Origin of the sequence: Vibrio sp. S457-15 (assembly GCF_000960545.1) — a bacterium.
Classification (GTDB): domain Bacteria; phylum Pseudomonadota; class Gammaproteobacteria; order Enterobacterales; family Vibrionaceae; genus Vibrio; species Vibrio parahaemolyticus.
This window is the reverse complement of the sequence record NZ_JYOQ01000045.1, coordinates 294,468-321,194: the sequence shown is the minus strand read 5'-3', so window position 1 is coordinate 321,194 and position 26,727 is coordinate 294,468. Positions and strand designations below refer to the sequence as shown.

The 26,727-nt window shown below is 47.5% G+C and carries 23 protein-coding genes and 1 pseudogene; 5 read left to right on the top strand and 19 right to left on the bottom strand.

Annotated features, from left to right (window positions below; genetic code table 11):
• Positions 1-592 precede the first annotated feature (592 nt).
• From pdhA to UF05_RS07405, 4 genes are all read left to right on the top strand, one after another.
• Entirely contained in the window at positions 593-1,687 is a 1,095-nt protein-coding gene (pdhA, locus tag UF05_RS07420) for a pyruvate dehydrogenase (acetyl-transferring) E1 component subunit alpha (RefSeq protein ID WP_005483380.1), read from the top strand.
• Positions 1,680-2,663, top strand: coding sequence for an alpha-ketoacid dehydrogenase subunit beta (locus UF05_RS07415; protein ID WP_031428989.1), 984 nt, complete (start codon positions 1,680-1,682; stop codon positions 2,661-2,663). The genes pdhA and UF05_RS07415 overlap by 8 nt, the downstream gene beginning before the upstream one ends.
• A complete protein-coding gene (locus UF05_RS07410; RefSeq protein ID WP_021486956.1) occupies positions 2,660-3,814 on the top strand; it encodes a dihydrolipoamide acetyltransferase family protein in 1,155 nt (384 codons plus the stop codon). The genes UF05_RS07415 and UF05_RS07410 overlap by 4 nt, the downstream gene beginning before the upstream one ends.
• 234 nt (positions 3,815-4,048) lie before the next feature.
• Positions 4,049-5,710 (top strand): electron transfer flavoprotein-ubiquinone oxidoreductase, encoded by a 1,662-nt coding sequence (locus UF05_RS07405; RefSeq protein ID WP_045546065.1) that lies wholly within the window; start codon positions 4,049-4,051, stop codon positions 5,708-5,710.
• 67 nt (positions 5,711-5,777) lie between these two features.
• Here UF05_RS07405 and UF05_RS07400 read toward each other — a convergent pair whose 3' ends face one another.
• Complete coding sequence (locus UF05_RS07400; protein WP_031854676.1) at positions 5,778-6,425, bottom strand: glutathione S-transferase family protein; 648 nt, start codon at positions 6,423-6,425, stop codon at positions 5,778-5,780.
• 128 nt (positions 6,426-6,553) lie between these two features.
• Here UF05_RS07400 and UF05_RS07395 point away from each other — a divergent pair, with 128 nt between their 5' ends.
• Entirely contained in the window at positions 6,554-7,387 is an 834-nt protein-coding gene (locus UF05_RS07395; protein ID WP_020835108.1) for a LysR family transcriptional regulator, read from the top strand.
• 15 nt (positions 7,388-7,402) lie between these two features.
• On the opposite strand, the pseudogene UF05_RS07390 reads toward UF05_RS07395, so the two are convergent.
• The 18 genes and pseudogenes from UF05_RS07390 to UF05_RS07305 all read right to left on the bottom strand — a co-directional run bounded on the left by UF05_RS07390 (position 7,403) and on the right by UF05_RS07305 (position 26,716).
• Positions 7,403-7,974, bottom strand: a pseudogene (locus UF05_RS07390) (protocatechuate 3,4-dioxygenase).
• 170 nt (positions 7,975-8,144) lie between these two features.
• Entirely contained in the window at positions 8,145-8,813 is a 669-nt protein-coding gene (artM, locus tag UF05_RS07385) for an arginine ABC transporter permease ArtM (RefSeq protein ID WP_020842245.1), read from the bottom strand.
• Complete coding sequence (artQ, locus tag UF05_RS07380; protein WP_020835106.1) at positions 8,810-9,499, bottom strand: arginine ABC transporter permease ArtQ; 690 nt, start codon at positions 9,497-9,499, stop codon at positions 8,810-8,812. The genes artM and artQ overlap by 4 nt, the downstream gene beginning before the upstream one ends.
• Before the next feature lies 1 nt (position 9,500).
• Entirely contained in the window at positions 9,501-10,244 is a 744-nt protein-coding gene (locus UF05_RS07375) for an arginine ABC transporter substrate-binding protein (protein ID WP_005483358.1), read from the bottom strand.
• Between the two features lie 88 nt (positions 10,245-10,332).
• Positions 10,333-11,061, bottom strand: coding sequence for an arginine ABC transporter ATP-binding protein ArtP (artP, locus tag UF05_RS07370; RefSeq protein WP_005483352.1), 729 nt, complete (start codon positions 11,059-11,061; stop codon positions 10,333-10,335).
• Positions 11,062-11,409: 348 nt separating this feature from the next.
• On the bottom strand, positions 11,410-12,795 hold the full coding sequence (locus tag UF05_RS07365) for an FAD-binding oxidoreductase (RefSeq protein WP_045546067.1): 1,386 nt from the start codon (positions 12,793-12,795) through the stop codon (positions 11,410-11,412).
• A gap of 500 nt (positions 12,796-13,295) precedes the next feature.
• Positions 13,296-14,399 (bottom strand): NADH:flavin oxidoreductase, encoded by a 1,104-nt coding sequence (locus tag UF05_RS07360; protein ID WP_025499713.1) that lies wholly within the window; start codon positions 14,397-14,399, stop codon positions 13,296-13,298.
• A gap of 572 nt (positions 14,400-14,971) precedes the next feature.
• Positions 14,972-15,886 (bottom strand): heme o synthase, encoded by a 915-nt coding sequence (gene cyoE / locus UF05_RS07355; RefSeq protein ID WP_195157113.1) that lies wholly within the window; start codon positions 15,884-15,886, stop codon positions 14,972-14,974.
• Positions 15,847-16,158 carry a cytochrome o ubiquinol oxidase subunit IV gene (gene cyoD, locus UF05_RS07350; RefSeq protein WP_020842249.1) on the bottom strand — a complete coding sequence of 104 codons (312 nt, stop codon included), beginning with the start codon at positions 16,156-16,158 and terminating at the stop codon, positions 15,847-15,849. The genes cyoE and cyoD overlap by 40 nt, the downstream gene beginning before the upstream one ends.
• Positions 16,158-16,760 (bottom strand): cytochrome o ubiquinol oxidase subunit III, encoded by a 603-nt coding sequence (cyoC, locus tag UF05_RS07345; protein WP_020842250.1) that lies wholly within the window; start codon positions 16,758-16,760, stop codon positions 16,158-16,160. The genes cyoD and cyoC overlap by 1 nt, the downstream gene beginning before the upstream one ends.
• A complete protein-coding gene (cyoB, locus tag UF05_RS07340) occupies positions 16,750-18,786 on the bottom strand; it encodes a cytochrome o ubiquinol oxidase subunit I (RefSeq protein WP_005483356.1) in 2,037 nt (678 codons plus the stop codon). Before cyoB ends, cyoC begins: the two co-directional genes overlap by 11 nt.
• 4 nt (positions 18,787-18,790) lie before the next feature.
• On the bottom strand, positions 18,791-19,672 hold the full coding sequence (gene cyoA, locus UF05_RS07335) for a ubiquinol oxidase subunit II (RefSeq protein ID WP_074534207.1): 882 nt from the start codon (positions 19,670-19,672) through the stop codon (positions 18,791-18,793).
• Positions 19,673-20,312: 640 nt separating this feature from the next.
• Positions 20,313-21,071 (bottom strand): SDR family oxidoreductase, encoded by a 759-nt coding sequence (locus UF05_RS07330; RefSeq protein WP_025630953.1) that lies wholly within the window; start codon positions 21,069-21,071, stop codon positions 20,313-20,315.
• Positions 21,072-21,146: 75 nt separating this feature from the next.
• Positions 21,147-22,049: a 3-hydroxyisobutyrate dehydrogenase gene (gene mmsB, locus UF05_RS07325; RefSeq protein WP_045546068.1), complete on the bottom strand. Its 903-nt coding sequence runs from the start codon at positions 22,047-22,049 to the stop codon at positions 21,147-21,149.
• 26 nt (positions 22,050-22,075) lie between these two features.
• Complete coding sequence (locus UF05_RS07320) at positions 22,076-23,212, bottom strand: enoyl-CoA hydratase/isomerase family protein (RefSeq protein WP_025630952.1); 1,137 nt, start codon at positions 23,210-23,212, stop codon at positions 22,076-22,078.
• An 8-nt stretch (positions 23,213-23,220) separates the two neighbouring features.
• The gene (locus UF05_RS07315; RefSeq protein ID WP_045546069.1) at positions 23,221-24,006 is read right to left on the bottom strand and encodes an enoyl-CoA hydratase; all 786 of its coding nucleotides are present in this window, start codon (positions 24,004-24,006) and stop codon (positions 23,221-23,223) included.
• A 41-nt stretch (positions 24,007-24,047) separates the two neighbouring features.
• Positions 24,048-25,202 (bottom strand): acyl-CoA dehydrogenase family protein, encoded by a 1,155-nt coding sequence (locus tag UF05_RS07310; RefSeq protein WP_045546070.1) that lies wholly within the window; start codon positions 25,200-25,202, stop codon positions 24,048-24,050.
• 20 nt (positions 25,203-25,222) lie between these two features.
• On the bottom strand, positions 25,223-26,716 hold the full coding sequence (locus UF05_RS07305) for a CoA-acylating methylmalonate-semialdehyde dehydrogenase (RefSeq protein WP_045546071.1): 1,494 nt from the start codon (positions 26,714-26,716) through the stop codon (positions 25,223-25,225).
• Positions 26,717-26,727: the final 11 nt, after the last annotated feature.

The following is a 26,727-nucleotide window of genomic DNA, read 5'->3' as shown; positions in this document are numbered from 1 at the left end:
ACGCCGCTTAGGCACGTTGGAATCCAAACTTCTTCAATTGACTGCCACCCTACCTTGATTCCGTCTGATTGGGAAGAAGTTATCTTTCTGCAACAAATAAATCTACGACACTCAAATACTTTAGCTTTGTTTGTCAAATTTCACAGCCCAATTTTGTTGCAACTTTGTAACATATGAAAGTGATTAAATTCAGCTTTTGAAACGAATAATATAAAAAACCAGTATTTTACTCTGCAAAAATGGGGTGTAAGCAAAACTTTACTGATGGGTTAAAGTCGAATTAAAGCACAATTTAACATTTTGTTTACACTTACTGTATCTGGTTATACCAAGATTGAATCAGAGGGTTGGGCCAAGTGAATAGCAGTCAACACGAGGTCTTGCGTTTTAAAACAATGTGTTTTTCAAACAAGCAGCGGTGTGAGAGACCAATCGTTTAAAGGACAAATAGATGCCTCAAACGCTCGATGACATTCGCAACCCTAGGTATGGCCTTTTGCGCTGATATCAAAGACTGAGTACCCATACAGACTTTGGTTTAATAATGAACAGCTGCAGTCCAAAAGACCCGCAGCGTCAAAAGGAGCTTGAGATGAACGTTCAGGCGTTACCCATGCATCGGTTTATCGACCATGATGGGAACCTAGTCGGCCAACTACCCAACTGGGCTGACATTGAAACTTTGGTCGGGTTTTACCGCGACATGGTATTAACTCGCACCTACGATCAGAAAGCCGTTGCGTTGCAACGAACAGGTAAGCTAGGTACCTACCCTTCACACCTTGGCTCAGAAGCCATTGGTATAGCGGTAGGACGGGCATTAAAAACCGATGACGTCTTCGTCCCTTATTATCGCGATATGCCTGCGATGTGGTGTCGTGGCATTGGTATGGAAAAAAATCTTCAATATTGGGGCGGCGATGAGCGCGGCAGTGACTTCGCGCCAGAAGGCAGCCCAATCCCAAGCCGAGACTTGCCATTTTGCGTTCCAATCGCAACACAATGCACACATGCGGTCGGCGTTGCTTCTGCGTTGAAAATTCAAGGCAATCACGAAGCGGCTCTGGTCATGTGTGGCGACGGTGGGACATCCAAAGGAGATTTTCTCGAATCCATCAACTGCGCAGGGACATGGAACATTCCGTTGGTTTTTGTGGTGAATAACAACCAGTGGGCGATTTCTGTACCACGCAGTTTGCAATGCGCGGCGGAGTTCCTTTCTGAAAAAGCAAAAGGTGCTGGCATTCCAGGGATTACCGTCGATGGCAACGATGTTGTTGCTATGTATGACGCCACCATGACCGCATTAGAGCGAGCACGAAAAGGCAAAGGGGCGACACTGATCGAAGCGGTAAGTTATCGCCTAAGTGACCACACCACCGCCGACGATGCGACGCGTTATCGTAATGCAGATGACGTGCAAACCGCATGGCAATTCGAGCCCGTGAGCCGACTAAAAACCTTTTTGATCAATCAAGGTGCTTGGAGCGATGAACAAGAGCAACAATGGCAAAGCGACTGCAAGGAACAAGTCGAACTCGCGGTTGAACGCTACCTAAACTTGCCTCAACAAGCGCCTGAAACTGGATTCGATTACCTCTACGAATCGCTTCCTCAAGAGCTTCACGCTCAACGCGATGAATTGATCAATAAAGCAATGCGAATGCAAGGAGGCAAACATGGCTGAACTTACGTTAGTTGAAGCAGTAAACCTCGCTCTGCATCATGAAATGGAACACGATCCAAACGTCGTCGTACTTGGCGAAGACGTGGGTGATAACGGCGGCGTATTCCGCGCAACCGTCGGGCTCAAACAAAAGTATGGACTAAAACGCGTCATCGATACTCCGCTTGCAGAGGCCTTAATCGGCGGCGTTGCAGTGGGCATGGCAACTCAAGGTTTACGCCCTGTTGCAGAATTTCAGTTCCAAGGTTTCGTCTTCCCGGCTATGGAGCACCTAATGTGTCACGCTGCCAGGATGCGTAACCGTACTCGCGGACGCCTCACTTGTCCGGCTGTATTCCGCGCGCCTTTTGGTGGCGGCATTCACGCGCCGGAACACCACTCAGAAAGCATTGAAGCACTGTTTGCACATACCGCAGGCTTTAAAGTGGTGATTCCATCTTCCCCTCAGCGTGCTTACGGTTTGCTGCTTGCTGCCATTCGCAGTAACGATCCAGTGATGTTCTTTGAACCCAAACGCATCTATCGCACCGTTAAATCCGAAGTGATTGATAGCGGGGAAGCATTGCCACTAGACACTTGTTTTACGCTGCGCAAAGGCCGAGATATTACGCTCGTGACATGGGGAGCATGTGTTGTTGAATCTCTCCAAGCTGCGCAAACCCTATCAAGCCAAGGGATCGAAGTCGAAGTTATTGATCTGGCAAGTATTAAGCCGATTGATACCGCGACGATTTTCCGTTCACTAGAGAAAACCGGACGCCTGCTGGTTGTACATGAAGCCAGTAAAACGTGTGGTGTGGGTTCTGAGCTGCTGGCTCGAACCGCCGAGCACGCGATGTGCTTGCTAAAAGCGCCACCTAAACGAGTCACAGGTATGGATACCATTATGCCTTATTACCGTAACGAAGATTATTTCATGGTTCAGGAAGAAGACATTGTGATCGCAGCGCGCGAGCTCGTGGAGGATTGGAAATGAAGACGTTTAACTTACCCGATCTCGGCGAAGGTCTCGCTGAGTCAGAAATTGTAAAATGGCATGTCAATGTGGGCGACATGGTCAAACTCGACCAAGTGATCCTCACTGTTGAGACGGCGAAAGCAACCGTAGACGTTCCTGCTCCGTACGCAGGCAGAATTGTCAGCCGCCATGGTGAAGAAGGCGACGTTATTAATATTGGCGCCCTACTTCTAGAAATCGACGAAAGTGGCGCAGAAAACACTGTCTCTGCGGAAAAACGACAAACCGCCGATGCCGCAACCGTTGTTGGCACCGTATCTCACCAATCTCACAACGTAAATGTTGATGATTTTTGGGTGGGCGGCAGCCACAACAAATCGGCAGACAAACTCATCACCGCTTTACCTTCCGCGCGTTTGCTAGCGAAAAAGCTAGGCGTAGATTTGAAAACGATGGTCGGTAGCGGACCAAGCGGTTTGATCGTCGATGCCGATGTTTACGAAGAAGCAGGCAAACAAGTTCCTGGCACTGAAGTGCTCAAAGGAGCGCGCCGTACGATGGTCTCGACCATGGCAGAATCCCATCAAAATGTCGCAGCGGTGACCATTACCGAAGAAGCGTTATTGGAAGATTGGTTGCCAAACGAGGACATCAGCATTCGTCTGGTACAAGCTATCGTTTATGCTTGCCAGCAAGAGCCAGCTCTCAACGCTTGGTTCGATGCCGAAACCATGACGCGCTGTGTTCATCCTACCGTCAATCTTGGTGTAGCGGTGGATAGCCGTCACGGACTGTATGTCCCCGTGCTTCGCCACGCGGATGAGTATGAACCGCAAGACGTTCGTCGCTGGCTCGATCAAACCGTCAAAGGCATCCGAGACAGAAAGATCAGCCGAGAAGACTTACAACACGCAACCATTACTTTGTCCAACTTTGGGGCCATTGGCGGCATTTTCGCAACACCAGTGGTTTCGCCACCGCAAGTCGCGATTGTCGGTGCAGGACGAATTGTGGACCGAGTCGTGATCCGTAACGGTCAAGCCGTGGCCGTAAAAGCAATGCCGCTGTCCATTACCTTTGACCACAGAGCTTGTACCGGCGGTGAAGCCGCGCGCTTTACCAAGGTGCTTGCAGAACATCTGCAAAGGCCAAGTGTAACTAAGTCATAACGACATAAGGCTTCCTAAATGGAAGCCTTTTTTGCGTTACGCACTAATTCAAACCCACCAACCGAACAGATACAATCATCACTAACGGTTTGATTTTCATACTCATGTCACTCTTTCATATTTCAAAACCCTGACCACCTCTCATCGAATTCACGTTTACGTTAACTGAGCTATAGTTTTCTATATAAACGAAAAATGTCACCCAGATGACGAAAATAAAAAGGAAGCACAAAAATGGAACGTGAATGCATGGAGTTTGATGTGGTGATCGTCGGAGCTGGCCCTGCGGGGTTAAGTGCGGCATGTCGATTAGCACAGTTGAACCAAGATCGTGAAGGCGAAGCGCTGTCAATTTGTGTGGTAGAAAAAGGCTCTGAGGTCGGCGCACATATATTATCTGGCGCGGTATTTGAAACTCGCGCCTTAGAAGAGCTTTTCCCAGATTGGAAGGAAATGGGAGCGCCCGTTTCAGCCCCCGTTCAACATGATGATGTTCTCTATCTAACGACGGAGCTTAATCATATACGTGTGCCCCACTTCCTCACGCCTAAACCCATGCATAATGACGAAAGCAATCACGTTATTAGCCTTGCTAATCTTTGTCGCTGGATTTCTACTCAAGCTGAGCAACTTGGCGTTGAAGTTTTTCCTGGTTTTGCCGCTGCGAGCATTAACTACGATGAATCAGGTGCCGTTACTGGTATCACCACCAGCGATATGGGGCTGGATAAAAACGGACAAGAGAAAGCCAATTTCGAACCGGGCATTGAACTTAAAGCCAAATACACGCTGTTTGCTGAAGGGTGCCGTGGGCATTTAGGAAAAGAGCTCATTCGTCATTTCGATTTGGATGCAGGCAAACAACCTCAGCATTACGCATTAGGCTTGAAAGAGATTTGGGAGCTGCCAGCTGATGCGAAAGATTTTACTGGCAACGTCATCCACTCCGCCGGTTGGCCATTGAGCGAAACCAACACAACTGGTGGTGGATTCCTCTATCACATGGAAAACCGCCAAATTGCAATCGGGTTGATTGTCGATCTTAACTATCGCAATCCCCACTTGAGCCCATTCGATGAGTTTCAGCGCTTTAAACACCACCCTGCAATCAAACAATACCTAAAAGGGGCGCAGCGTATCGCTTATGGCGCAAGAGCCATCGCAAAAGGTGGGTTATCTTCTTTACCGAAACAACAATTCCCCGGCGGTTTATTAATTGGCTGTGATGCAGGAACACTTAACGTTGCGAAGATAAAAGGCAGCCACACCGCGGTGAAATCAGGCTTACTAGCAGCAGAAGCCATTCATCAAGCATTACAAGACTCAAGGTGTGAACCTGATTATCGAACGCGATTTGAAGCCTCTTGGCTGTACGATGAACTCGCCGAAACGCGTAACTTTGGAGCAAACCTGCATAAATTCGGTAGCCTGTTTGGCGGAGCTCTTTCTACCTTCGAGCACAACTTGTGGCTTCCTTTGATTAAAAAGCCAATACCGTGGACAGTGAAAGACCATTCCCACGATCACGAACAGTTAAAACCCCAAAATGAATGCCCGCCGATTGAGTATCCAAAACCGGATGGAGAAATCAGCTTTGATAAACCATCGTCGGTGTTTTTATCTAGCACACAACATGAAGAAAACCAACCGTGCCATCTTGTTTTGACTTATCCTCACATCCCCATCGATGTGCACCTCGGGTTGTTTGATGAGCCAAGCCAGCGTTACTGCCCTGCCGGGGTTTACGAAGTTGTCGAAATTGATGGGAAAGTGAAGTTTCAAATCAACGCTGCGAACTGCGTACATTGTAAAACGTGCGATATAAAAGATCCGTCACAAAACATTACGTGGAAGACGCCTGAAGGCGGTGGCGGGCCTAATTATCAGAATATGTAGTCAATAGAGCATGATAGCACCGTGTCTATCATGCTCTGTCTTTCAAGGATGAAACAAAATCGAGGACTTAAACCTCTACTCCTGCTTCATCTTCTTGCACAATATCTGTTTCTTGACTTGCTTCCGCTAGCCACTTTTGTACCGCTTGGCTTGCTAGCACTTTTTGCTGGTAAGCTTTAGCGTCTTGGGACAATTCAATGCCATAAGTTTCAAAGCGCAACGCAACCGGTGCATACATAGCATCGGCAATCGACCACTCTCCAAACAAAAAAGCGTCTGGGAACTTTGCCATTTGCTCAGACCAAATTGCGTCTATGCGTGCAATATCCTTTAGTGCTCCATCGCTCAGTTCTACTTTTCGACATGCGCGACAGTTCATCGGTAACTCGTTTCTCAAATCAAAAAAGCCCGAATGCATTTCAGCCGAAATCGCACGCGCTTTCGCTTTGTCCGCTACATGGCTTGGCCACGCCTTTCCTTGTAGGTACTGCTCGTTTACATATTCCAAAATCGCTAAGGAATCCCAAACCGTGACTTCGCCATCAACCAATGTTGGCACTTTGGCCGTTGGTGTTACGCTCGCCAGCTTGTCGTAGAAGTCTTCAGTAAACAGCGTTAGCTTAATCACATCCACTTTTACATCGTATTGAGAAAAAATGAGCCACGCTCGCAATGACCAACTTGAGTAGTTTTGATTCCCGATAAAGAGTTGCATTATTGCCTCCATGCCAAATGGTGTTGTTATTAATTAAAGCGTGAAATCACAATATCTGATTGTTTTATTTCAAACTAACGGATAGTTTTGATGGGACACTTCAACAAAAACGATGGATAGAAAAGAATATGGATATTGACGCACTGCGCAGCTTTCTTGCGTTTGTTGAAACAGGCAGCTTCACTCGTGCTGCAAAACAAATTAATCGCACCCAATCCGCGTTTAGTGCTCAAATGCGAAAGCTTGAAGATGAACTCCATGTCAGCTTATTCGAAAAGGAAGGTCGCAACCTTGTACTGAGCGAAGCGGGTATGTCACTTCGTGCGCATGCAGAGCAACTCGTAAGTTTGCACAATCAAGCCGTCAAGCAAGTAAAACGCTACGAAAACAAACGCCCACTGCGTTTAGGATGTCCAGAAGACTATAACGATAGTCTGCTGCCTAAAGTCATCCGCGTATTGCAGCAAACCGAACCGACCTGCTCTATCCAGGTGTACAGTGAGCCAAGCGTGACGCTCCGTGAATGGCTAGATGAAGGCAAATTAGACGCCGCCATCGTGACTCGTGCACCCGATAGCGAAGAAGGATACTGGCTCGCAAGTGATAGAGGCGTGTGGATCAGTCACCCCGATTTCGCTATCGACGAATCACAGCCAGTCCCTCTCGCGCTATTTCAAACCGATTGTAAATACCACGCCGCCGCTATTAATGCGCTGACCAAAAGAGGAACGCCATATCAACTCTTAGCTTGCTGTAACACCTCTTCTGCGCAGCGAGCCATTGTTCGCTCTGGCATGGCGATTGGCGCGATGGGAAGAATCAGTGTCACAGATGATCTGAAGATCTTAGAAGATCTGCCTCCACTACCGTCGGTGGATATTGTTTTGGTAACTGGTGTCGAACCGCATCCTATACTAGACAAAGAATGCTTGTCGCAGCTGGCTGAGTTGATGCCTTACTAGCGAACATCAAACAGATTAAGCAATCACGAAATCGAACGTTCCGACTATTCGCCCATCAATTTTTACCGGCTCAAACTGTAAATGGTCACGAGCTTTACCACCCCACCATTCGTTGCCCGTCTGTCCTTTCAAATAGAGTTGGGTGGTCAACAATTCGTGGTCGCCACGCCACAGTTTGACGTGAATGTGAGGAGGTCTTGAGCTGTATGGGACAGGAAACAGCGTTTGGAAAAGATAGCGTCCATCTTCTTCAGTTACTGTCGCGCCAAAACCTGAAAAACTTGGGTCAAACTTGTTTTGGCTGGGTTGATTCGGATGGTCATAAATCCCTTGGCCATCACACTGCCAAATTTCTATTTTTACGCCAGAGATAGGACGACCAAACACATCCAACACTTTACCTTGCAATGTTATCGCCTCTCCGATCAAAGTATCCGGTTTCAATACTAAATTTTGGCGAAGTGGAATCTTCACCACGGGATAAAATGGCCCTTCGGTCTGAGAGGGCGTCGACGCATCGAGCTTTCCGCTTTAAGAAATGGCGCAAACATCAATGTCCATAGCGCAAGAAAATGTCGTCGTTCCATGTTACAACCCAGAAAAATCTACTCACTTAAGTTTGGTGAAAGATGCGCAGTTTTCCACTTCCGGGTAAAACAAGAGAAGAGAAATAAAAAATGCCCCTACCAGAGAGTCAGTCGCAGAGGCATGGTGAAATTGAAGATGTGATGAACTTAAATCAACAATGGTTTCGTATTTATACGGCTTCAAAAGCCAGAGCTTTCTTCTCAACTTGGCGGAAGATAAGCGTCAGAATCCCGTTCACGCTCAGATAAAACGCGCCTGCTACACCGAAGACCATTAATGTATCGTAGGTTTGAGCATTAATGCGCTGAGCATAGCCCATCAAGTCCATGATGGTGATAGTGCTTGCCAAAGACGTGCCTTTGAACACCAAAATCACTTCATTTGAGTAAGCAGGCACCGCGCGGCGAATCGCATAAGGAAGTAACACACGTAACGTGGCACTTTTGTTCATACCCAGCGCACGACACGCTTGCCATTGACCTGAAGGAATCGCATTAAACGCACCTTTGAAAAGCTGAGTACTGTACGCGGCAGTATTTAATGCCAACGCTAACATGGCACAGAACCAAGGTTGGCTCAGCCAAGTCCACAGCACACTCTCTCTAACTGCATCAAATTGACCCGGGCCGTAGTAGACCAAGAAAATCTGAACCAGCAACGGTGTCCCAGTAAACAGCGTGATGATGCCACGGCTTACCCAGTGCAAACCCGGAGTACGTAGAATCAACGTCAAGGTCATCAATAGTGCAAGAATACAGCCGACAGCCAAAGACGCAGCCGTTAATTGAAGGCTAGTGCCTAAACCATCCAGCATTTGCCATACATGTTGTTCGTTCATGCGCTCGCCTCCTGCCCCATACTCATGCCTTGGATTGAGAATTTCTTATCAATCACTTTGACCGCGCGCTGCGTGATAAGCGTGATCACTAAGTAAATCGCCGCTGCCGTCGCATACCAAGTAAACGCTTCGTGCGTTGCTGCCGACGTAAGCTGAGCTTGTTTCAGCAGATCCGTCACGCCAATCAAAGAAACCAGCGCCGTGTCTTTTAGCAAAACCAGCCATTGGTTGGTTAAACCAGGAAGCGCATGTCGCACGGCTTGTGGCAACACAATGCGCACAAACGCGTGAAACTGACTGATACCGAGTGCGCTTGCAGCTTCTCTCTGTCCTCTGCCTACGGCTTTTAATGCGCCGCGCAGAGTTTGAGAAGCATAGGAAGCGAAGATCAACGATAACGCCACCACACCAGACAAGAACGGGCTAACCTCAATAAAGTCTCCGGTGATTAAAAACAGAACCTGAGTCGAACCAAAATAGATGAACAACACGACAAGGATTTCTGGCAAGCCACGCACCACTGTAACAAACGCCGTTGTAGGCCATTTCACGAATACGCGACGAGACATTTCACCACTGGCGAATACCACTGCCAGAATTAAACCGACTAAAAGGCTTGTGAAGGCTAGCTGAACCGTCATCCAGCTAGCTTGTACAAGCGATAAAGAGTAACCCGTTAACGCCATATTACTTACCGAAGTACTTGTTGTAGATTGCGTCGTATTCGCCGTTCGCTTTCACGGCTTCTAGCGCTGTGTTTAGCTTGTTCACAAGTTCATCGTTGCCTTTGTTTACTGCGATACCAAAACCATTACCGAAGTATTTAGGATTCGTAACGCGCTCACCAACGTACGCAAGGTTGTCTTCCTTCTTGAACCACTCCGCCACTACCGCTGTGTCACCAAATACAGAATCAATACGGCCATTCTTCATGTCGATGAAAGCATCTTGGTAGCTTGAGTAAGGAACCGACGTTACACCCGGCATTTGCTCGATAAGGTAGCTTTGGTGAGTTGAACCGTTTTGAACGCCTACACGCTTACCTTCTAACGCGTTTTGGTCAGCGACTTTGTCTTTGATAGAAACAAACGCTGCTGAGTTGTCGTAGTAAGCATTCGAGAAATTGACTTGCTCAAGACGCGCTTCAGTAATGTCCATTGCAGAAATAGCCGCATCATAACGTTTGAATTTTAATGCAGGGATCAGGCTATCGAAAGATTGGTTGTGGAAGCTACATTTTGCGTCCATTTCTTTACATAGAGCATTCGCCAGATCCACATCGAAACCTTGGATTTGATTGTTTTCATCCATGTATTCGAATGGTGCGTACGTCGCCTCCATCGCGAATTTGATTTCATCTTGTGCCACTGCGTTTGCTGCCACGTTTGCAGAAATAAGGCCGATTAGTGAAGTTAGTAGAATCTTTTTCATTGCAATACTCCGTGTGTACGTCTTGGGCTGACACTCGCAATGACAGCCGAGCTTATCTGTTAGTTGACTGAATTTATTGGTGTTGTTTTTAGTGCTTTAGATAATCAGCAAACTGTGTGGTTTGCGGGTTAGCAAAAGCGTCGTGCGTACCATGCTCTACGATGTGTCCTTTCTCGAGGTACAGAACGTGGCTAGCAATCTTCTTAGCAAAATCGACCTCATGCGTCACTACGACTTGGGTGATGCCAGTTTCGCTTAAATCTTTAATAATCTTAACGACTTGGTTCGTAATTTCCGGATCAAGAGCTGCGGTCGGTTCATCAAAAAGCAAGACTTCCGGTTTCATCATCAATGCACGAGCAATCGCCACACGTTGTTGCTGCCCACCAGAAAGCTGCATCGGCCATGCGTCAGCCTTATCAGCCAAATGCAACGTAGACAAAATTTGCATCGCTTGGGTTTTAGCTTCTTCTTTATCCATTCCAGACACTTTAATAGGCGCTTCAATCAAGTTCTCCATGACCGTCATGTGAGGCCACAAGTTGTATTGCTGAAATACCATGCCCACTTTACGGCGAAGCGCTAAACCTTGCTTTTCTTTGATTTCAGCCGAGAAATCGAAGACGTCATTAGCGATGTTTAGTTTGCCGTTATCCGCCCCTTCTAAAAGGTTTAGAACACGTAATAAAGAACTCTTCCCCGCGCCGCTTGGGCCCAGTAACACTAGCGTTTCACCGTTTTCACAATTGAAACTCACATCGTGAAGAACTTGTGTATCACCGTAGGATTTATTGATTCCGCTTACCTGAATACTCATGCTGCAATACCGCATTAATTGTCACTTGGCATTCATATTACCAACAAGGAATTTTTATGCAATAAAAATGTATAAAAATTTAATTTGTTAACTTTTTGTATAAGAAACGAACAGCGAGATAGAGAATATGACTGGTTTGATGAGTGTGGTTTTTACAGAATTTGTTGATCAAAAAAGCCAGCTTACTTGCTGGCACTTATCTAACCTTGCATATATCGATAACCCCCAGAAAATTATGAAATAGTTCAGGATTGAATACCGGACAAGAATACGTAGCTTTGACCGTGGCTACGTATTCTTGAGTTACCAAACAGATACAACATAACGAAGAACAGAATATCGAGTCACTCACTCTGGCTTGATATTTTGATTCATTCTGAACAAGTTATTTGGATCAAACTTCTTCTTCACTTCTTGTAAGCGCGCAAAGGTTGGACCATAGGCAGACTCTGTACGTTCGGCTTCATCTTGTGTAAGGAAGTTGATATACGCACCGCCACTGGCATACGGTTTGGTTTTGGCAAAAAAGTCTCTCGCCCACGCGATACAAGCTTGGTCATCTTCTGCGGAGTCCCATCTTCCGTGCACATTTAATACGTAATTAGCGTCACGGCTAGAATAAGCCATAGATTCAGGTTCTGGTCTAGATGCCGCGCAGCCAAGAGAGGCGATAAAAATCTCGCATTGAGGCGATGGTAACTTCTCTGCGTATTCTATCGCCGCATCAATGACACCTTCGCTTAGCGAGTTAAAGTTATGCGATTTCCAATAGTTACGTGCGCCCGGAGTAAGCAAGGGATCAAACGCTTGTTGCCATGCAGCAAATGGTTGTACGCCAACATGCTCACCATGTGCGTCACCAAAATCTCTGAGTGGTGCAATTAGCTTTTCACCCTCGGATGGGTCGCCTGCATAACATATCGCCAGTACGACTACTTCTTTACCGTGAACGCTTTCAGGTAAGAATGGGAGTGGCGGAGCTTTACGACTCACCATCCAGACACTTAACTCTTCTGGCGCAGATTCGGTGAATTTTGCAAACTGCGTGATGACCGATTTGGCTTGTTCAAACGGGAAGACAATCAAACCACTCAGTACTTCAGGGCCAACGGGATGCAATTGGAATTCAAACTGCGTAACGATTCCAAAATTACCGCCGCCTCCGCGCAGCGCCCAGAAAAGATCCTCGTTTTCTGTTTCACTGGCAAGCAATTGGCGTCCGTCGGCAGTAACGACGTTTGCAGAGACTAAGTTATCTATCGTCATACCGTATTTACGGCTCAACCAACCAAAACCACCACCTAAAGTAAGACCAGCAATACCAGTGGTAGAGTTAATTCCTACCGGGGTCGCTAACCCGTGTTTTTGAGTGGCTTCGTCTAAGTCGCCCAAGGTACAGCCCGGCTCAACAAACGCTCTTTTTGCATTTTCATCGACTCGGACTTGGGTAAGGAGCGACAGGTCGATCATGACCCCATTATCACAGACAGCGTTGCCCGCAATATTGTGTCCCCCACCTCGAACAGAAAGTAGCTGACCATTGTCTCGCGCAAAGTTAACCGCCATCACAACGTCATCTGTCGACTTACAGCGAGCAATCAAACTTGGCTTGCGATCAATCATGCCATTCCAGATTTGGCGCACTTCATCGTAATTAGAATCGGTAGGTAAAACGACGTCACCTTGAAAGTGACTTTTGAAATGTTCAATGGTTGTGTTTTCTAAACTCTTCATATTAGTTGCCTCTCACGTTTTACATGAGCGCTTGTAAAAAGTGATGCAACTACGAGCTTGTACAAGCTTCCTCACTGTTAAACGTGGCGTTTTAGTAGTCATTTTCTAGTAAACAACACACGCATCACCACAAACCGCATTCGAGCGTCATCATTCACTTCCGGCACAAGCTTGGAAACCTAAAGTGCAGAATCGGCAATCCATTGAGCGTTCAATATTGCAGATCCTTTACCTTACCCTCGTGCCTAGTTTGAAATAAAAACGCTTAAAGTTTAGAACGCCATTGAGTTTCATCTATGAAACACTGTCTTATTATTGATATTTTTGACGATTAATATTATTCCCATTTTTTATCAATGAGATGGAATTAAAAAATCGATAGGACTTAGTTGATGAGAAAAGCCAAACCAAACTCAGCTGTCGAGTGTTTACGGTAAGACGGCCATAAAACAAAGCCTCCTTAGATATGAGGAGGCTTCTTCATTGGTTATGTAAACTCACTAACTGCGGCGGTTTCGGTTCTTATAAACCACACAGAAGTTACCGCGCTTAGTTCGGCATTTAGAGCAACGTTCACAGTCTACTGGTGCGCGATTGCCTTCTTTCCAACGTTTAATCAACTGTGGCTCAGCGAGTAGAGGACGTGAAACAGCAAAAAACTGGATGTTGGTATTGTCAGCAATGTTCTCGATCGCATCAATATCGCGTAACCCGCCAACCGTAATCACGGGGATATGAATATCTTGACTGATCACTTGCCCGTATTCGTGAAAATAGCCTTCTTCTTGCAGTGTGTAACCATCGAATCTTTCACCAACAAGTTCGTTTGCTTTGCCGTGAATGTTGCCGGAGACGATGATCGCATCAACGCCCACTTCTTCGAGTTTCTTACACACGATGCGTGTTTCATCGAATGTTAAACCGCCGTCAAAGAATTCAGTCGCGGTTAGCTTCACAAGAATTGGAAACGCATCCCCCACCAACGTTCTGGTCTCAGAATAAATTTCCAAAAGCAAACGCATACGATTTTCTAAGCTGCCTCCGTATTCGTCTTCGCGTCGGTTGTAGTACGGGCTTAAAAACTGGTTGATTAAGTAAGTGTGCGCGGCATGAATCTCGACACCGTCAAAACCGGCTTCTTGAGCTCGTTTACTCGCTAATGCAAATGCTTTTACGATGTAGTCGATTTCATCCTTCGTCATCGCTTTGCCTTGAGTATTCGTGCCGCGCTCAGGCACATCACTCGGTGCAAAAATCACGCGCTCACCGACGTTGTAGGTGGTTTTAGTACCGCCATAAGCAATTTGCATCACAATTTTAGAATCGTACTGATGAACCAGTTCTGTGAGCTTTTTGTATTCTTCGATGAAAGAGTCGTTGTAAATACCCATCATCCCTGCGTTGGGCTTTTCTTCTTCAACGATATTGGCGTAACCTGTGACGATTAGCCCGACTTCACCTTTAGCAAGCTCTTCGTAAATATCGTAAAGCTTTGCCGTCATGTGGCCATCTTCAGTCGCCATATTTTCCCACGTTGCGCTACGCACAAAGCGGTTCTTTAGGGTCATGCTGCCAATGCGGGCTTCGGAAAACAAAATACTCAAAACCAGTCCTCTTAATTCGTTTTTATTGTTTGACGCGTTTGTAAATCAACAAGAACGAAAAAGGAACAGCGATACATAATGCATGGCTGTTCCTTCTCTGAATCCTTGAGACTTAACATCAACAAGGCGCACCTTACTGTTTTGAGCAGGACAAAACTTTAATCTGGGTTAAGGTTTAGTGGGATTACTGCTTCTAAAGTGGGTGACGTTCAAGGAACTCATCCCAATGAAATTAAACATCTGTCTGACTCTTATTAGTACCCCCAACTTTAAAGTTTCACTGACCTGTAATTCATATAAAACCTTCTCGTCGCAAAGTTGAATGTTGCTATGTGCTGGCATTATCACACGTCTGATGAAGTCGTTCGTTCCACTATGTTTTACACACTGGCCGTTTGTACTTTTTCTACCATGGCTAGATATGAATACGTGATGGCAAAACTGGAGGGGGTTCCAAAAGGCCTGTAACGCGAAAAACTCATAAAAGTAAAATGGCCTTACTCTCAAGTAAGACCATTCTTGTATTTGCAGGGAGGTAAGCTTTGATTTTATCTAAAGAGATTAACCTGAAGCTAAAGAGCAAGAGGTATCAACTCGACGCCAAGCACACCACTTATCCCCATCACCACCAGCAGCGAGACTTTAAATACTGATTTTGACCACGCGACGTAATTACTGTCGTCAATACTGCGAAAGGTCACTTTCGTCCACATAAAGCAAACCACAGCCGCAACCGCTAAGTATTCATACCCAGCTTCACCAAGTAAAAATAATCCCAACGATACTGCGCCAAAGGCCACCACATATGCTTTCATGTGTCGGTGCGCTTTATGAATACCCTCTTTAACGGGTAAAACCGGAATCCCCGCTTCTCGGTAGTCTTGCATACGGAACATCGCAATCGCGTAGGAGTGTGGCATTTGCCATAAGCAGAACATGATAAACAGCAGAATTGCTTCTAGGCTGATGAAGTTGGTCACCGCCAAGTAGCCCACTAATGGTGGCACGGCGCCAGAAATACTGCCAACAAGAGTGCCGTATACTGAGTTACGCTTGTACCACATGGTGTAGAAGAACACGTAGTAGACGTAGCCGAGCAGCACCACGACCGCCGAAAGCGGATTGACTAATTGGAACAGCAGTGCCGTCCCCAGCAGCAACATCGCCAAGGCATAGACAAAGGCGACATCAATATTGATGTTCCCTTTTACGGTCTCACGATTTTGTGTCCGCGCCATCTTTTGGTCGATATCGCGGTCAAAAATATTGTTCACCACACAACCTGAAGCAATCACCAGTCCCACGCCAGCCAAGGTTGTCAGAAACAACATCAGGCTCGCCGGTTCTGATTTTGCGGCGAGGAAGAACCCCGCCGCAACTGAGATCAGGTTGCCGAAAATAATGCCCGGTTTGGTGATAGACAAATAACTTTTCAGCATACCCGTGCCTACAACTTCATGTTGACGTTCATGTTGTAGATAATCCAGATCGAACCAGCGATCAGGATCAGCACAACAATGGCGGTAAACATCAACGACACCAAGTTCCAACGCCCATCTGACGTTTTCGCTTCCATGTGTAGGAAGTACTTGAAGTGCACAAAAATCTGCACCAAAGCACAAGTAAACATCACAACGTAGGTGGTGCTCGCTGGCAAGGTTTGCGCCCAGACGAAGTAGAACGGAATCACCGTTAAGATCAGCGACGCAACGAAGCCTTTTACGTAATCCGACGAGCTGGTTTCAACATATTGACCCATTACATCACCCCCATTAAGTAAACGATGGTAAAGACACAAATCCAAACGATATCTAGGAAGTGCCAGAACAGGCTCAAGCAGTTAAAACGCATTGCCATGTTGTCGTTCAGTCCTTTGGTTGAAAGCTGGTGATAAGCCACCACTAACCAAATCAGACCGAATGTCACGTGCAGGCCGTGCGTACCAACCAGCGTAAAGAATGCCGATAGGAACGCACTGGTCTGCGGGCCATAGCCTTCTTTAATCAGGTGATGGAACTCGTAGACTTCCATGCAGATAAAGCCAAGACCTAGCGCAAAGGTCACTAACATCCAACGCTTGAGACCCGCCACGTCGTTGCGTTTCATCGCGATAATGCCAAAACCGAAAGTGATACTACTAAATAGCAACAGCATGGTTTCGACAAACACGAACGGCAGTTCGAAAATCTCTTTACCTGTAGGACCGGCAATCGAGTTGCTAGACAGCACGGCGTATGTCGCGAACAAAGTCGCAAACAATACGCAGTCACTCATCAGGTAAACCCAGAAACCAAACAGCTTGTTGCCATTCGTGTCATGGTGGTGATCGTGGTCATGATGAACTGCGACATTAGTTTGCATAAGTCACCTCCAGATCATCGCTGTTTTCGTTGTCTTTCACGGTTCCTTTCTTCGCTTCTTCTAGCTGAGCTCGGCGAGCGGCCTCGATCGCCTTGATCTCTTCCACTTCAACGTAGTAATCCACGTCATCGTTGTAGCTGTGTTGAATACACGTCACAACGATACCCACCAAACTTGCTGCCGCTAACCACCAGATGTACCAGATCATCGCAAAGCCAAAGACCAGCGCCCAAGCCGACACATAAATGCCCGTTGCCGTGTTCTTCGGCATATGGATGCGTTCGTACTCCACTTCTTTCATTGGGTCGAATTCGCCACTTTGTTTCTGGTACCAGAACGCGTCCAGTACATCGCCTTTTGGCAGATGAGCAAAGTTGTAGAACGGCGGAGGTGAAGACGTTGCCCATTCCAATGTACGGCCGCCCCACGGGTCACCCGTTAGGTCACGGTTTTGCTCGCGGTCACGAATACTCACGTAGATTTGGATGAACTGAGACAATACGCCCAGAGCGATCACAACCGTGCCCGCCGCCGCAACAGCCAATAGCGGGAAGTATTCTGGGTTGATGTCTTGGCTCAGACGACGGGTCATACCCATAAAGCCCAACGCGTAAAGCGGCAGGAACGCCATCAAGAAACCGACAATCCACAGATAGAATGCGCGTTTGCCCCAAGTTTCATTCATGGTGAAACCGGTCGCTTTCGGGAACCAGTAAGTGATCGCCGCAAAACAGCCGAACACCACACCACCGATAATCACGTTATGGAAGTGTGCGATTAGGAATACAGAATTATGCAGAACGAAATCCGCACCCGGTACCGCCATCAGTACGCCCGTCATACCACCAACGGTGAAGGTAATTAGGAAACCAACCGTCCACATCATCGGTGTGGTAAAGCGAATGCGGCCTTTGTACATGGTGAACAGCCAGTTGAAGATCTTCACCCCAGTTGGGATGGAAATGATCATCGTCGCGATGCCGAAGAAGGCATTCACGTTCGCGCCAGAACCCATGGTAAAGAAGTGATGCAGCCAAACCACGAACGCCAGAATGGTGATGACGATCGTCGCCCACACCAATGAGGTGTAACCGAATAGCTTTTTACGCGAGAAGGTTGCCGTCACTTCTGAGAACACACCAAAGATTGGCAGCACCAAGATATACACTTCTGGGTGGCCCCATGCCCAAATCAAGTTGACGTACATCATCACGTTGCCGCCAAGATCATTGGTAAAGAAGTGCATCCCCAAGTAACGGTCGAGCGTCAGCAGTGCGATGGTGACGGTCAGAATTGGGAACGAAATGATGATCAGAATGTTGGCACATAGCGACGCCCACGTGAATACTGGCATCTTCATCATAGGCATTGACGGTGTGCGCATACGCAAAATGGTGGCGAAGAAGTTCACACCCGTTAGCGTGGTACCGACACCAGATATCTGCAGCGCCCAAATCCAATAGTCGACCCCGACGCCCGGACTCGCTTCAATGCCAGATAGCGGTGGATACGCCAACCAACCGGTGCGGCCAAATTCACCTAAACCTAGCGACATGTTCGTCAGGATCACACCAACCACAAACAGCCAGAAGCTTAAGTTATTCAGGTACGGGAACGCCACGTCACGCGCGCCGATTTGCAGCGGTACGATAATATTCATCAGACCAATCACGAGCGGCATCGCAACGAAGAAAATCATGATTACGCCGTGTGCGGTAAAGATTTGGTCGTAGTGATGCGGCGGCAAATAGCCTGCTTCACCCGCAGAGGAAAGTAGCTGCTGGCTACGCATCATCACCGCGTCCGCAAAGCCACGTACAAGCATCAGCATCGCCACTGCGATGTACATGAAGCCAAGTTTTTTGTGGTCTACCGAAGTAAACCATTCATTCCATAGGTATTGCCATTTTCCAGCTTTGGTCACGGCAACCACCACGGCTAATCCCACCAACGCGACGATAGCCAGCGTGATGATGATGATCGGCTCGTGATATGGAATTGAATCCAGAGTTAATCTTCCAAACATGTGATTATCCTTGGTTTTCAGGCAAACAGTTCATGGAACCCGGATGTTGGGTCACGACGTTGCTGAACAGAAACGGAGGAATACTTGAGAACAGAGTGACAGGCGCAGCAACGCTTGGCTCAGCCAGCGAGCTGTATTGCTCCCAATCTTCGATTCGATCAGGGCTCGCTTTCACTTTTTGCACCCAGTTGAGGAACGCAGCGCGGTCCGGCATTGCGGATGCGGTGAACTTCATCTGCGAGAAACCTTCGCCGCTGTAGTTCGACGCAAAGCCCTTGTAGTCCCCTTCGTGGTTAGCGATCAGATTCAACTTAGTCACCATGCCTGGCATCGCGTAAATCTGAGTACCCAAACGCGGGATAAAGAACGCATTCATGATGTTGTCTGACGTCAGCTTAAAGGTCACAGGCACATCTTTCGGAAACGCCACATAGTTTACGGTCGCGATGTTTTCTTCCGGATAGATAAACAGCCATTTCCAATCAAGCGAAACCACTTCAATCGTCATCGGTTTGACATCACTCACCAGAGGTTTGGATGGCTCTAGTTCGTGGGTAGAACGCCAAGTGATGGTGGCAAGAATGGCGATAATGATGATGGGAATTGTCCATACCACCACTTCGATTTTGGTCGAGTGCGACCATTCTGGTGCGTACTCTTCGTCGGTGTTACTTGCTCGGTATCGATAAGCGAAGTAAATCGTCATCAGAATCACAGGGATCACGACAATTAACATCAGCAAAAGAGCGGTGATGATCAGCTCTTTTTCTTGGACACCAATGGCACCTTTCGGGTCAAGCAAAGCAGAATTACATCCTGAGAGCAAAAGTATGACGCACGCCAAACTCCCCCTCGACAAGATGCGTTTATATCTTGAGGCTTCCATTAACTTTCTCGATGGTTGTCTGGTTTCAAAGCAAATGCCATTACGCTTGGTATCAAGCTAAGAACCAGTTGTTATAGTCATTAGAATGTTTATGTGTTGAGCATGTGCAACATTGGAATCATCGAGTATCAAACGGGATTGCAGCATGGTTAAAACCACACTTACAGTGTGAGTTTAATGTTACACTTTGAAACACAATGTTACATTTGGCGCATTATGAGGAGTAAAAAGTTAAAGCTCATTAGTCACAACTGGAAACTAACCTTCCAATAATGAAATTTAGGTATGTAAACCACCAGCTAAAACTCTCGCGTAAAATTGACGTGCCACAGAGTAAAAGCCATATTTAATAAGGTGTTAGATAGACAGGAAAGAACGGACTGATGAATTGATCATAAATCCGGTGATAGTTATAAGATGATTAAAAATCAAACCAAAGAATTGTGACCAACATCAAATTAATGATTTCACGTAATATTTGAATGGTATTTATTCTTAATTAAATATGTCACGAATATTATTTACTATATGAATGTGTGTGTCGGTATTAAAAAAGAAAGCAGATCCTGCCCTCAATGTAACTCGTCACTAAGCCGACAAATATGCCTCCCTGAGGCAATCATTCTCTGACAAAAAGCATTTACATTCGGATTCCGCCATCCACCTCAAGCACGCGGCCAGTGAAGTAATCACTCTCAAGAATGTATTTGACGGCATGAGCGATTTCACTCGCTTCCCCCATTCTCCCTACCGGAATCATCTTTTCTAGACGTTCGATCGCCTCTGGTTTCATTTGATCAGCCATCGCCGTATGTACAACCCCTGGCGCAATCGCAGCGGCTCGAATGCCATACCTAGCAAGCTCGCGTGCCCACGTTGTTGCCATGGTAGCGACCGCCGCTTTGGAGGCGGAATAGTTGGTTTGACCAATATTCCCAGCTCTCGCAACGCTGGAGATATTGATGATGACCCCTTGAGAGCCACTTTCAATCATTTTTACAGCAGCCTCACGCCCACACAGAAATGTTCCCGTGACATTGACATTCATGACGAGATTAAACTGCTCCAACGACATTTTGTTGATAACGCCATCTTTGGCTTTTACAAGCAAACCATCTCGCAGCACTCCCGCATTGTTGATGAGTCCATTAAGCTGCCCGAAATCTTGAAGAATGGCGTCAAATGTCGCTTCCACATCCGATTCATTTGTCACATCAACCGGATAAGTGAACACTTTCGCACTTAACATCTGACATTGTGATTGTGTCTCTCGTAAACCGGTTTCATTCACATCGAGCAAAGCCAAATCAGCTCCGGATTGAGCGAGGGTAATCGCCATCATTTGGCCCAGCCCCTGCCCTGCACCTGTAATCGCAATAACGCTATTTTTTATGTCCATATTTGCTCTCCCAAACTTGTCGATGCTCAGACACGAAATATCGAAACTGGGAGCTTATTGCTCCCAGCACAATGGTCATTTGTTGTTCTTATAGAATTCAAACAGACTTGAGAAATCGAGTTCGCCATGACCGCTCGAGTTATGGAATGCATAGAGGTTACGCGCCAACGCTCCCATAGGCACCGAGGAGTGGGTTTGCAATGCGGCATCTAATCCCAAACCTAAATCCTTTAGCATCAGCTTGCTCATAAAGCCCGGCTGATAATCATGGCTGGCTGGCGCGCTATCCATCACGCCCGGGCATGGATTATAAAGCTCTAAGGCCCAGTTTCGTCCTGAGCTTTGCAGCATGATGTTGGACAAGACTTTTGGATCGAGCCCATGATCAATGCCTAAGTTCAGCGCCTCACACGTGCCTGACATCAAAATACCCAGCATCAGGTTATTACAGATTTTAGCCATCTGCCCATCGCCAGCTTTGCCCGCATGAAAAACGTTTTTCCCCATGTACTGCAAAATGGCGTTCGCTTTTGAGAATGCCTCATCCGAGCCACCGACAATGAACGTCAACATTGCCGCTTTAGCTCCCGCGACGCCACCCGAAACCGGTGCGTCGACAAATAACAAACGCTTGTTTGCCGCTTCATTGGCAACCAATCTTGCTGAATCGGGATCGATCGTCGAACAGTCAATCAATAGCGTATTCGGTGCGACAAGGTTCATCACGCCAACGCCCCCGTGTAAGTCCCCCAAATACACCGACCGAACGTGAGACCCCGCAGGAAGCATGGTGATCACAGTGCTTGCACCATCCACCACTTCTTCGAGCGAGCTCGCAACCACGGCCCCAAATGGCATCAGTTGTTTTGCGGCTTCCACATCCACGTCAAATATTTGCACGTTAAACCCTGACGCTAACAAGTTCTGCGCCATTGGATTTCCCATTCGACCCAACCCAATAAATGCGATGGTACTCATGATTATTCTCCTTATTGACCTAACGGCTAACCTAGCGGCTGTTCACCGAGCTTGGCGAGCGGGTGTTCATCGTCAGCCCAAAGCGAGGTAAACAATAAGTCGATGACATCTTCATCGACTTCACTGACCGTTTTAAACATCCAGTTTGGCTCACCATCTCGGTCGATAAGGCGAGCGCGAACGCCCTCTTCAAATTCCCCTAAGAGCGCACAACGAACCGACAGGCTCAGCTCCAATCGGAAGCAGTCTGCAAGCGGTAAGCGGTGATATTCTTTGACTTGTCGAAAGCAGATATGAGCAGTAATCGGGCTGCCTGACGAAAATGTTTCTTTCGCACCTGCAATCCACGGGCTGCTGTCTTCCATCGCCATAATGCGTTGAGCAATGAGGTTTAGGTCTACGCCTTTGCAAGCTTCTTTGATTTGCTCGAGATGAGGGCAGATTTGCGTGGTTGGTTTGCTGTCGATGATTTGTTCTTCCAACAACGCCAACAGCGCACTAACCAGTTCCTTCGCACCAGAAGTCCCCCATGGCACTTTTTGTAGCTCTTTTAACAAAGTGGGATGTTGCTCTTCCAGCAACAGCCAATCCGCCAGACCAGTAGTGACAGCGTCACTCGAATTAACGAGCGCACCGGTCAAGCCAAGAAATAAACCCACTTCGGGATCGATTTGACTAAGGAACCAAGTACCACCTACGTCTGGATATAGACCGATGTTGATTTCTGGCATGGCTAAACGCGATATTGGCGTAACAACCTTGTGGCTTGTGCCCATAAACAGCCCCATGCCACCACCCATCACGATGCCTTCACCCCATCCAATGATGGGTTTATTGTAGGTATGGATTAAGTAGTCACACTCGTATTCCAACGCAAAGTATTTTGTGCAAAATTCTACGGTCGCTTCTTTGCTCTCATTGTGCATGACGTGATACATCGCCCGCACATCCCCGCCAGCACAGAATGCTTTTTCTCCCGCACCACTTAACACCACACAAACCACGTGCGGATCGTGTTGCCATTTGATCAATTGATCGTGAAGTTGAAGCAACATATCGAACGTCAATGCGTTCAGTGATGGCGTGTTATCCAACGTCGCGACGCCGATGCGATGTACGCCATCGACACAATCCATTTCTGTAATGGTGACCGTTCCTACCATGAAGCCTCCTATTGGTTCTTCCAGTTAGGTCGACGCTTTTCAAGAAAGGCGCGTACGCCTTCTGTTTGATCTTCGGTATCAAATAAATCGAGGAATAATTCACGCTCTTTCATTAAGCCGTGTTTGAGTGGCGCAGAGCGCATGTTTTGAATCAGAATTTTGCACGCGGCGACCGAAGAAGGCGATTGATTTGCAACCGAATCAGCCATCGCAATCGCTTTACTTAAGGCTTCCCCTTTTGGCACTAGCTCCTCCGCTAAGCCTAGTTCTTTTGCCAGAGAGGCGCTGATTTGTTCGCCGCAAAGAATCATGCGTTTGGCCCATCCTTCGCCAACAAGCGCGGTGAGGTTTTGTGTGCCACCAGCGCAAGGAAGTAGCCCAACTTTCGCTTCTGGCAGCGCGAGTATGGCTTGCTCTTCGACCACTCGAATATCACACGCCAACGCCACTTCTAGCCCACCACCCATGGCATAACCATTAATGGCAGCAATAGATACACCTCGAAACTCGGAGAGAGTTTCAAATGCTTCACCAAAGCAGCGCGCCATCTCTAACGCGCGTGTTTTGTCACCATCAGCAAACAACTTGAGATCCGCACCTGCCGAGAAAAACTTGTCACCACTGCCAGTAATGACCAAGGCATATACGTCTTTATTTTGGTTAAGCGTACACACCAACGCTTTTAAAGCGTGAAGGCTATCTGCTGTCCACGTGTTCGCGGGGGGATTATTCATCGTAATCACTGCGACGTGATTTTGAATGGTGTGCTCAATGGCTTGTGGCGTTGATGGCATAATGTGACTTCCCCTTTTGATGGCGCAGACCCGATAACTTGTTAGAGCAACGCTGACGTTTCTGAGAGCAGACGACGCGCGATGATCAGACGCATAATTTCGTTAGTGCCCTCAAGAATTTGATGTACGCGAACGTCACGGAAATAACGCTCCAAGGGGTACTCTTTTATGTACCCGTAACCGCCGTAGATCTGCAACGCTTGGTCGCAAATTTGAAAACCGACATCGGTTGCAAAGCGTTTCGCCATCGCGCAGTACGTCGTCGCATCGGAATCGCCTAGATCGAGTTTGCTGGCGGCATAACGCACCAATTGCCGTGCTGCGACAAGCTCTGTCGCCATGTCCGCTAACTTGAATTGCAGCGCCTGAAATTGCGCTAACGATTTTCCGAACTGCTTTCGCTCCTGCATATATTGCGTAGCTTGATTCAGAGCTTGTTGCGCCGTACCAACGGAACAGGTCGCGATATTAATGCGCCCACCGTCCAATCCTTTCATGGCAAATATGAAGCCTTGCCCTTCTTCGCCCAGTAAATGACTTGCTGGAATAACGACATTTTCAAACGTAACCGCGCGTGTTGGTTGGCTGTTCCAGCCCATTTTGGGTTCTTTTCGCCCATAACTGATGCCGTCAGCTTGAGCAGGAACAACAAATGCAGACACACCTTTGGCACCCGCTTCGCCCGTTCGCGCCATCACGACCAAAACATCCGTCTCTCCTGCACCGGAGATAAATGCTTTGCCGCCATTCAACACATATGTATCACCTTTTTTGCTCGCGGTTGTGGTCAACGAGGCGGCATCCGACCCCGCATTGGGTTCCGTCAAGCAATACGACCCCAACCATTCGCCAGTGACGAGCTTAGGACAATATTTGGCTCTCACGTCTTCGGTGGCGAAACTCGCCACCATCCAACTCACCATATTGTGGATGGTCATGAAAGCAGTCGTCGACGTGCACCCCATGGAGAGCTGCTCAAAAACAATCGACGCATCCAAACGGCTTAACCCCAAACCACCATGTGCTTCTGGCGTGTAGAGGCTGAGAAAACCCAGTTCTCCCGCCTCTCTCAATACGTCTTTAGGAAAGTTCTGTTTTTCATCCCACTCTGCGGCCATTGGTGCTAAACGCTCTAACGAAAACTGCTGAGCCGTATCGGCAAATGCACGTTGATCTTCATTAAGTTCAAAGTCCATAAAAGCTCCTTGCTGTTCACTTAGCGCAGTTGAATGGTCAAATTCGGCCCTGTTGGGATGTCATCATCAAACCATCTTGCCGTTACCGTTTTGGTCTCGGTGTAAAAACGCACAGCTTGCTTGCCATAAGCATGCAAATCGCCATAGAAACTGCCCCTCCAACCCGTGAAGGAGAAGAATGGCAAAGGCACCGGAATCGGAACATTGATACCGACCTGACCAACTTGAATCTCGTGCTGATATTTCCGTGCTGCCGCGCCATTAGCGGTAAATATCGACGTGCCATTACCGTAAGGATTGCGATTGACGAGCTCGATCGCCTCTTGCAACGTCTCTACTTCAATGCAGACCAAAACTGGGCCAAAAATCTCTTGGGTGTAAATCGACATATTCGGCGTTACGCCGCTAAACAGCGTTGGCCCGACCCAATTACCATCGGGAAACCCTTCAACTTCACATTGGCTGCCATCAAGTTCACACACCGCGCCTTGTTGTTTGCCTAGCTCAATCAAACCCAAAACTCGCTGCTTGGCTTGCTCACTGATCAACGGACCATACGCTGCATCCTCATCATCCCAAGCGCCGGGATGGATTTTCGCCATTTCTTGTTTGAGATCCGCAATCCAGGCTTTTGACTCGCCAACAAACACCGCGACTGAAATCGCCATGCAACGTTGCCCTGCAGCACCAACCGATGATCCCACCAAGTTGTTGATGACGTGATCTTTGTTAGCATCAGGCATGACAACCATGTGATTTTTAGCGCCAGCAAAGGCTTGTACGCGTTTAAAGTATTGAGTTCCCGTGGTGTAAATGTACTGCGCGACAGGCACTGAGCCGACGAAAGACACCGCGCGAATATGGGGATGAGCAAGCAAGAAATCGACTTGCTCTTTGCGGCCATGAAGAATCTGCAACACACCTTTTGGCGCTCCCGCCTCTTCAAAAAGCTCAGCTAAGCGAATCGAGGTCAAAGGCACTTGCTCGGAAGGCTTAAGAACGAAAGTGTTACCGCTCGCGATTGCGATGGGAAACATCCACAACGGGATCATGGCAGGAAAGTTGAACGGAGTAATACCGCAGCACACACCCAAAGGCTGGATTATCGAGTAGCTGTCGATGTCAGTCGCGACATTTTCGACCGTTTCTCCCATCAGGTTGCTGGCAATGTTGGCCGCTTGCTCAACCACTTCTATGCCGCGCCAAACATCGCCTTTGGCATCGGCAAAAATTTTGCCCGTTTCGTGCGAAAGCAAGGTTGCGATTTCATCATGATGTTCTTTCAAAAGATGCTGATAGCGAAGCATCAAACGCGCTCGCTCTGATACCGCCACCTCTTTCCAAGATTGAAAAGCCGTTTGCGCACTTTCGATGGCCGCTTTCATCTCACCATTTGTCGAACATGGCACATACGCGATTACGTCATTGGTGGCGGGATTGGTGACCTCAACCCAATCTGAGGTTTGAGACTCACGAAACTCACCATCAATAAATAAGGGAACCAAACGAGTCATCATTTACTCCT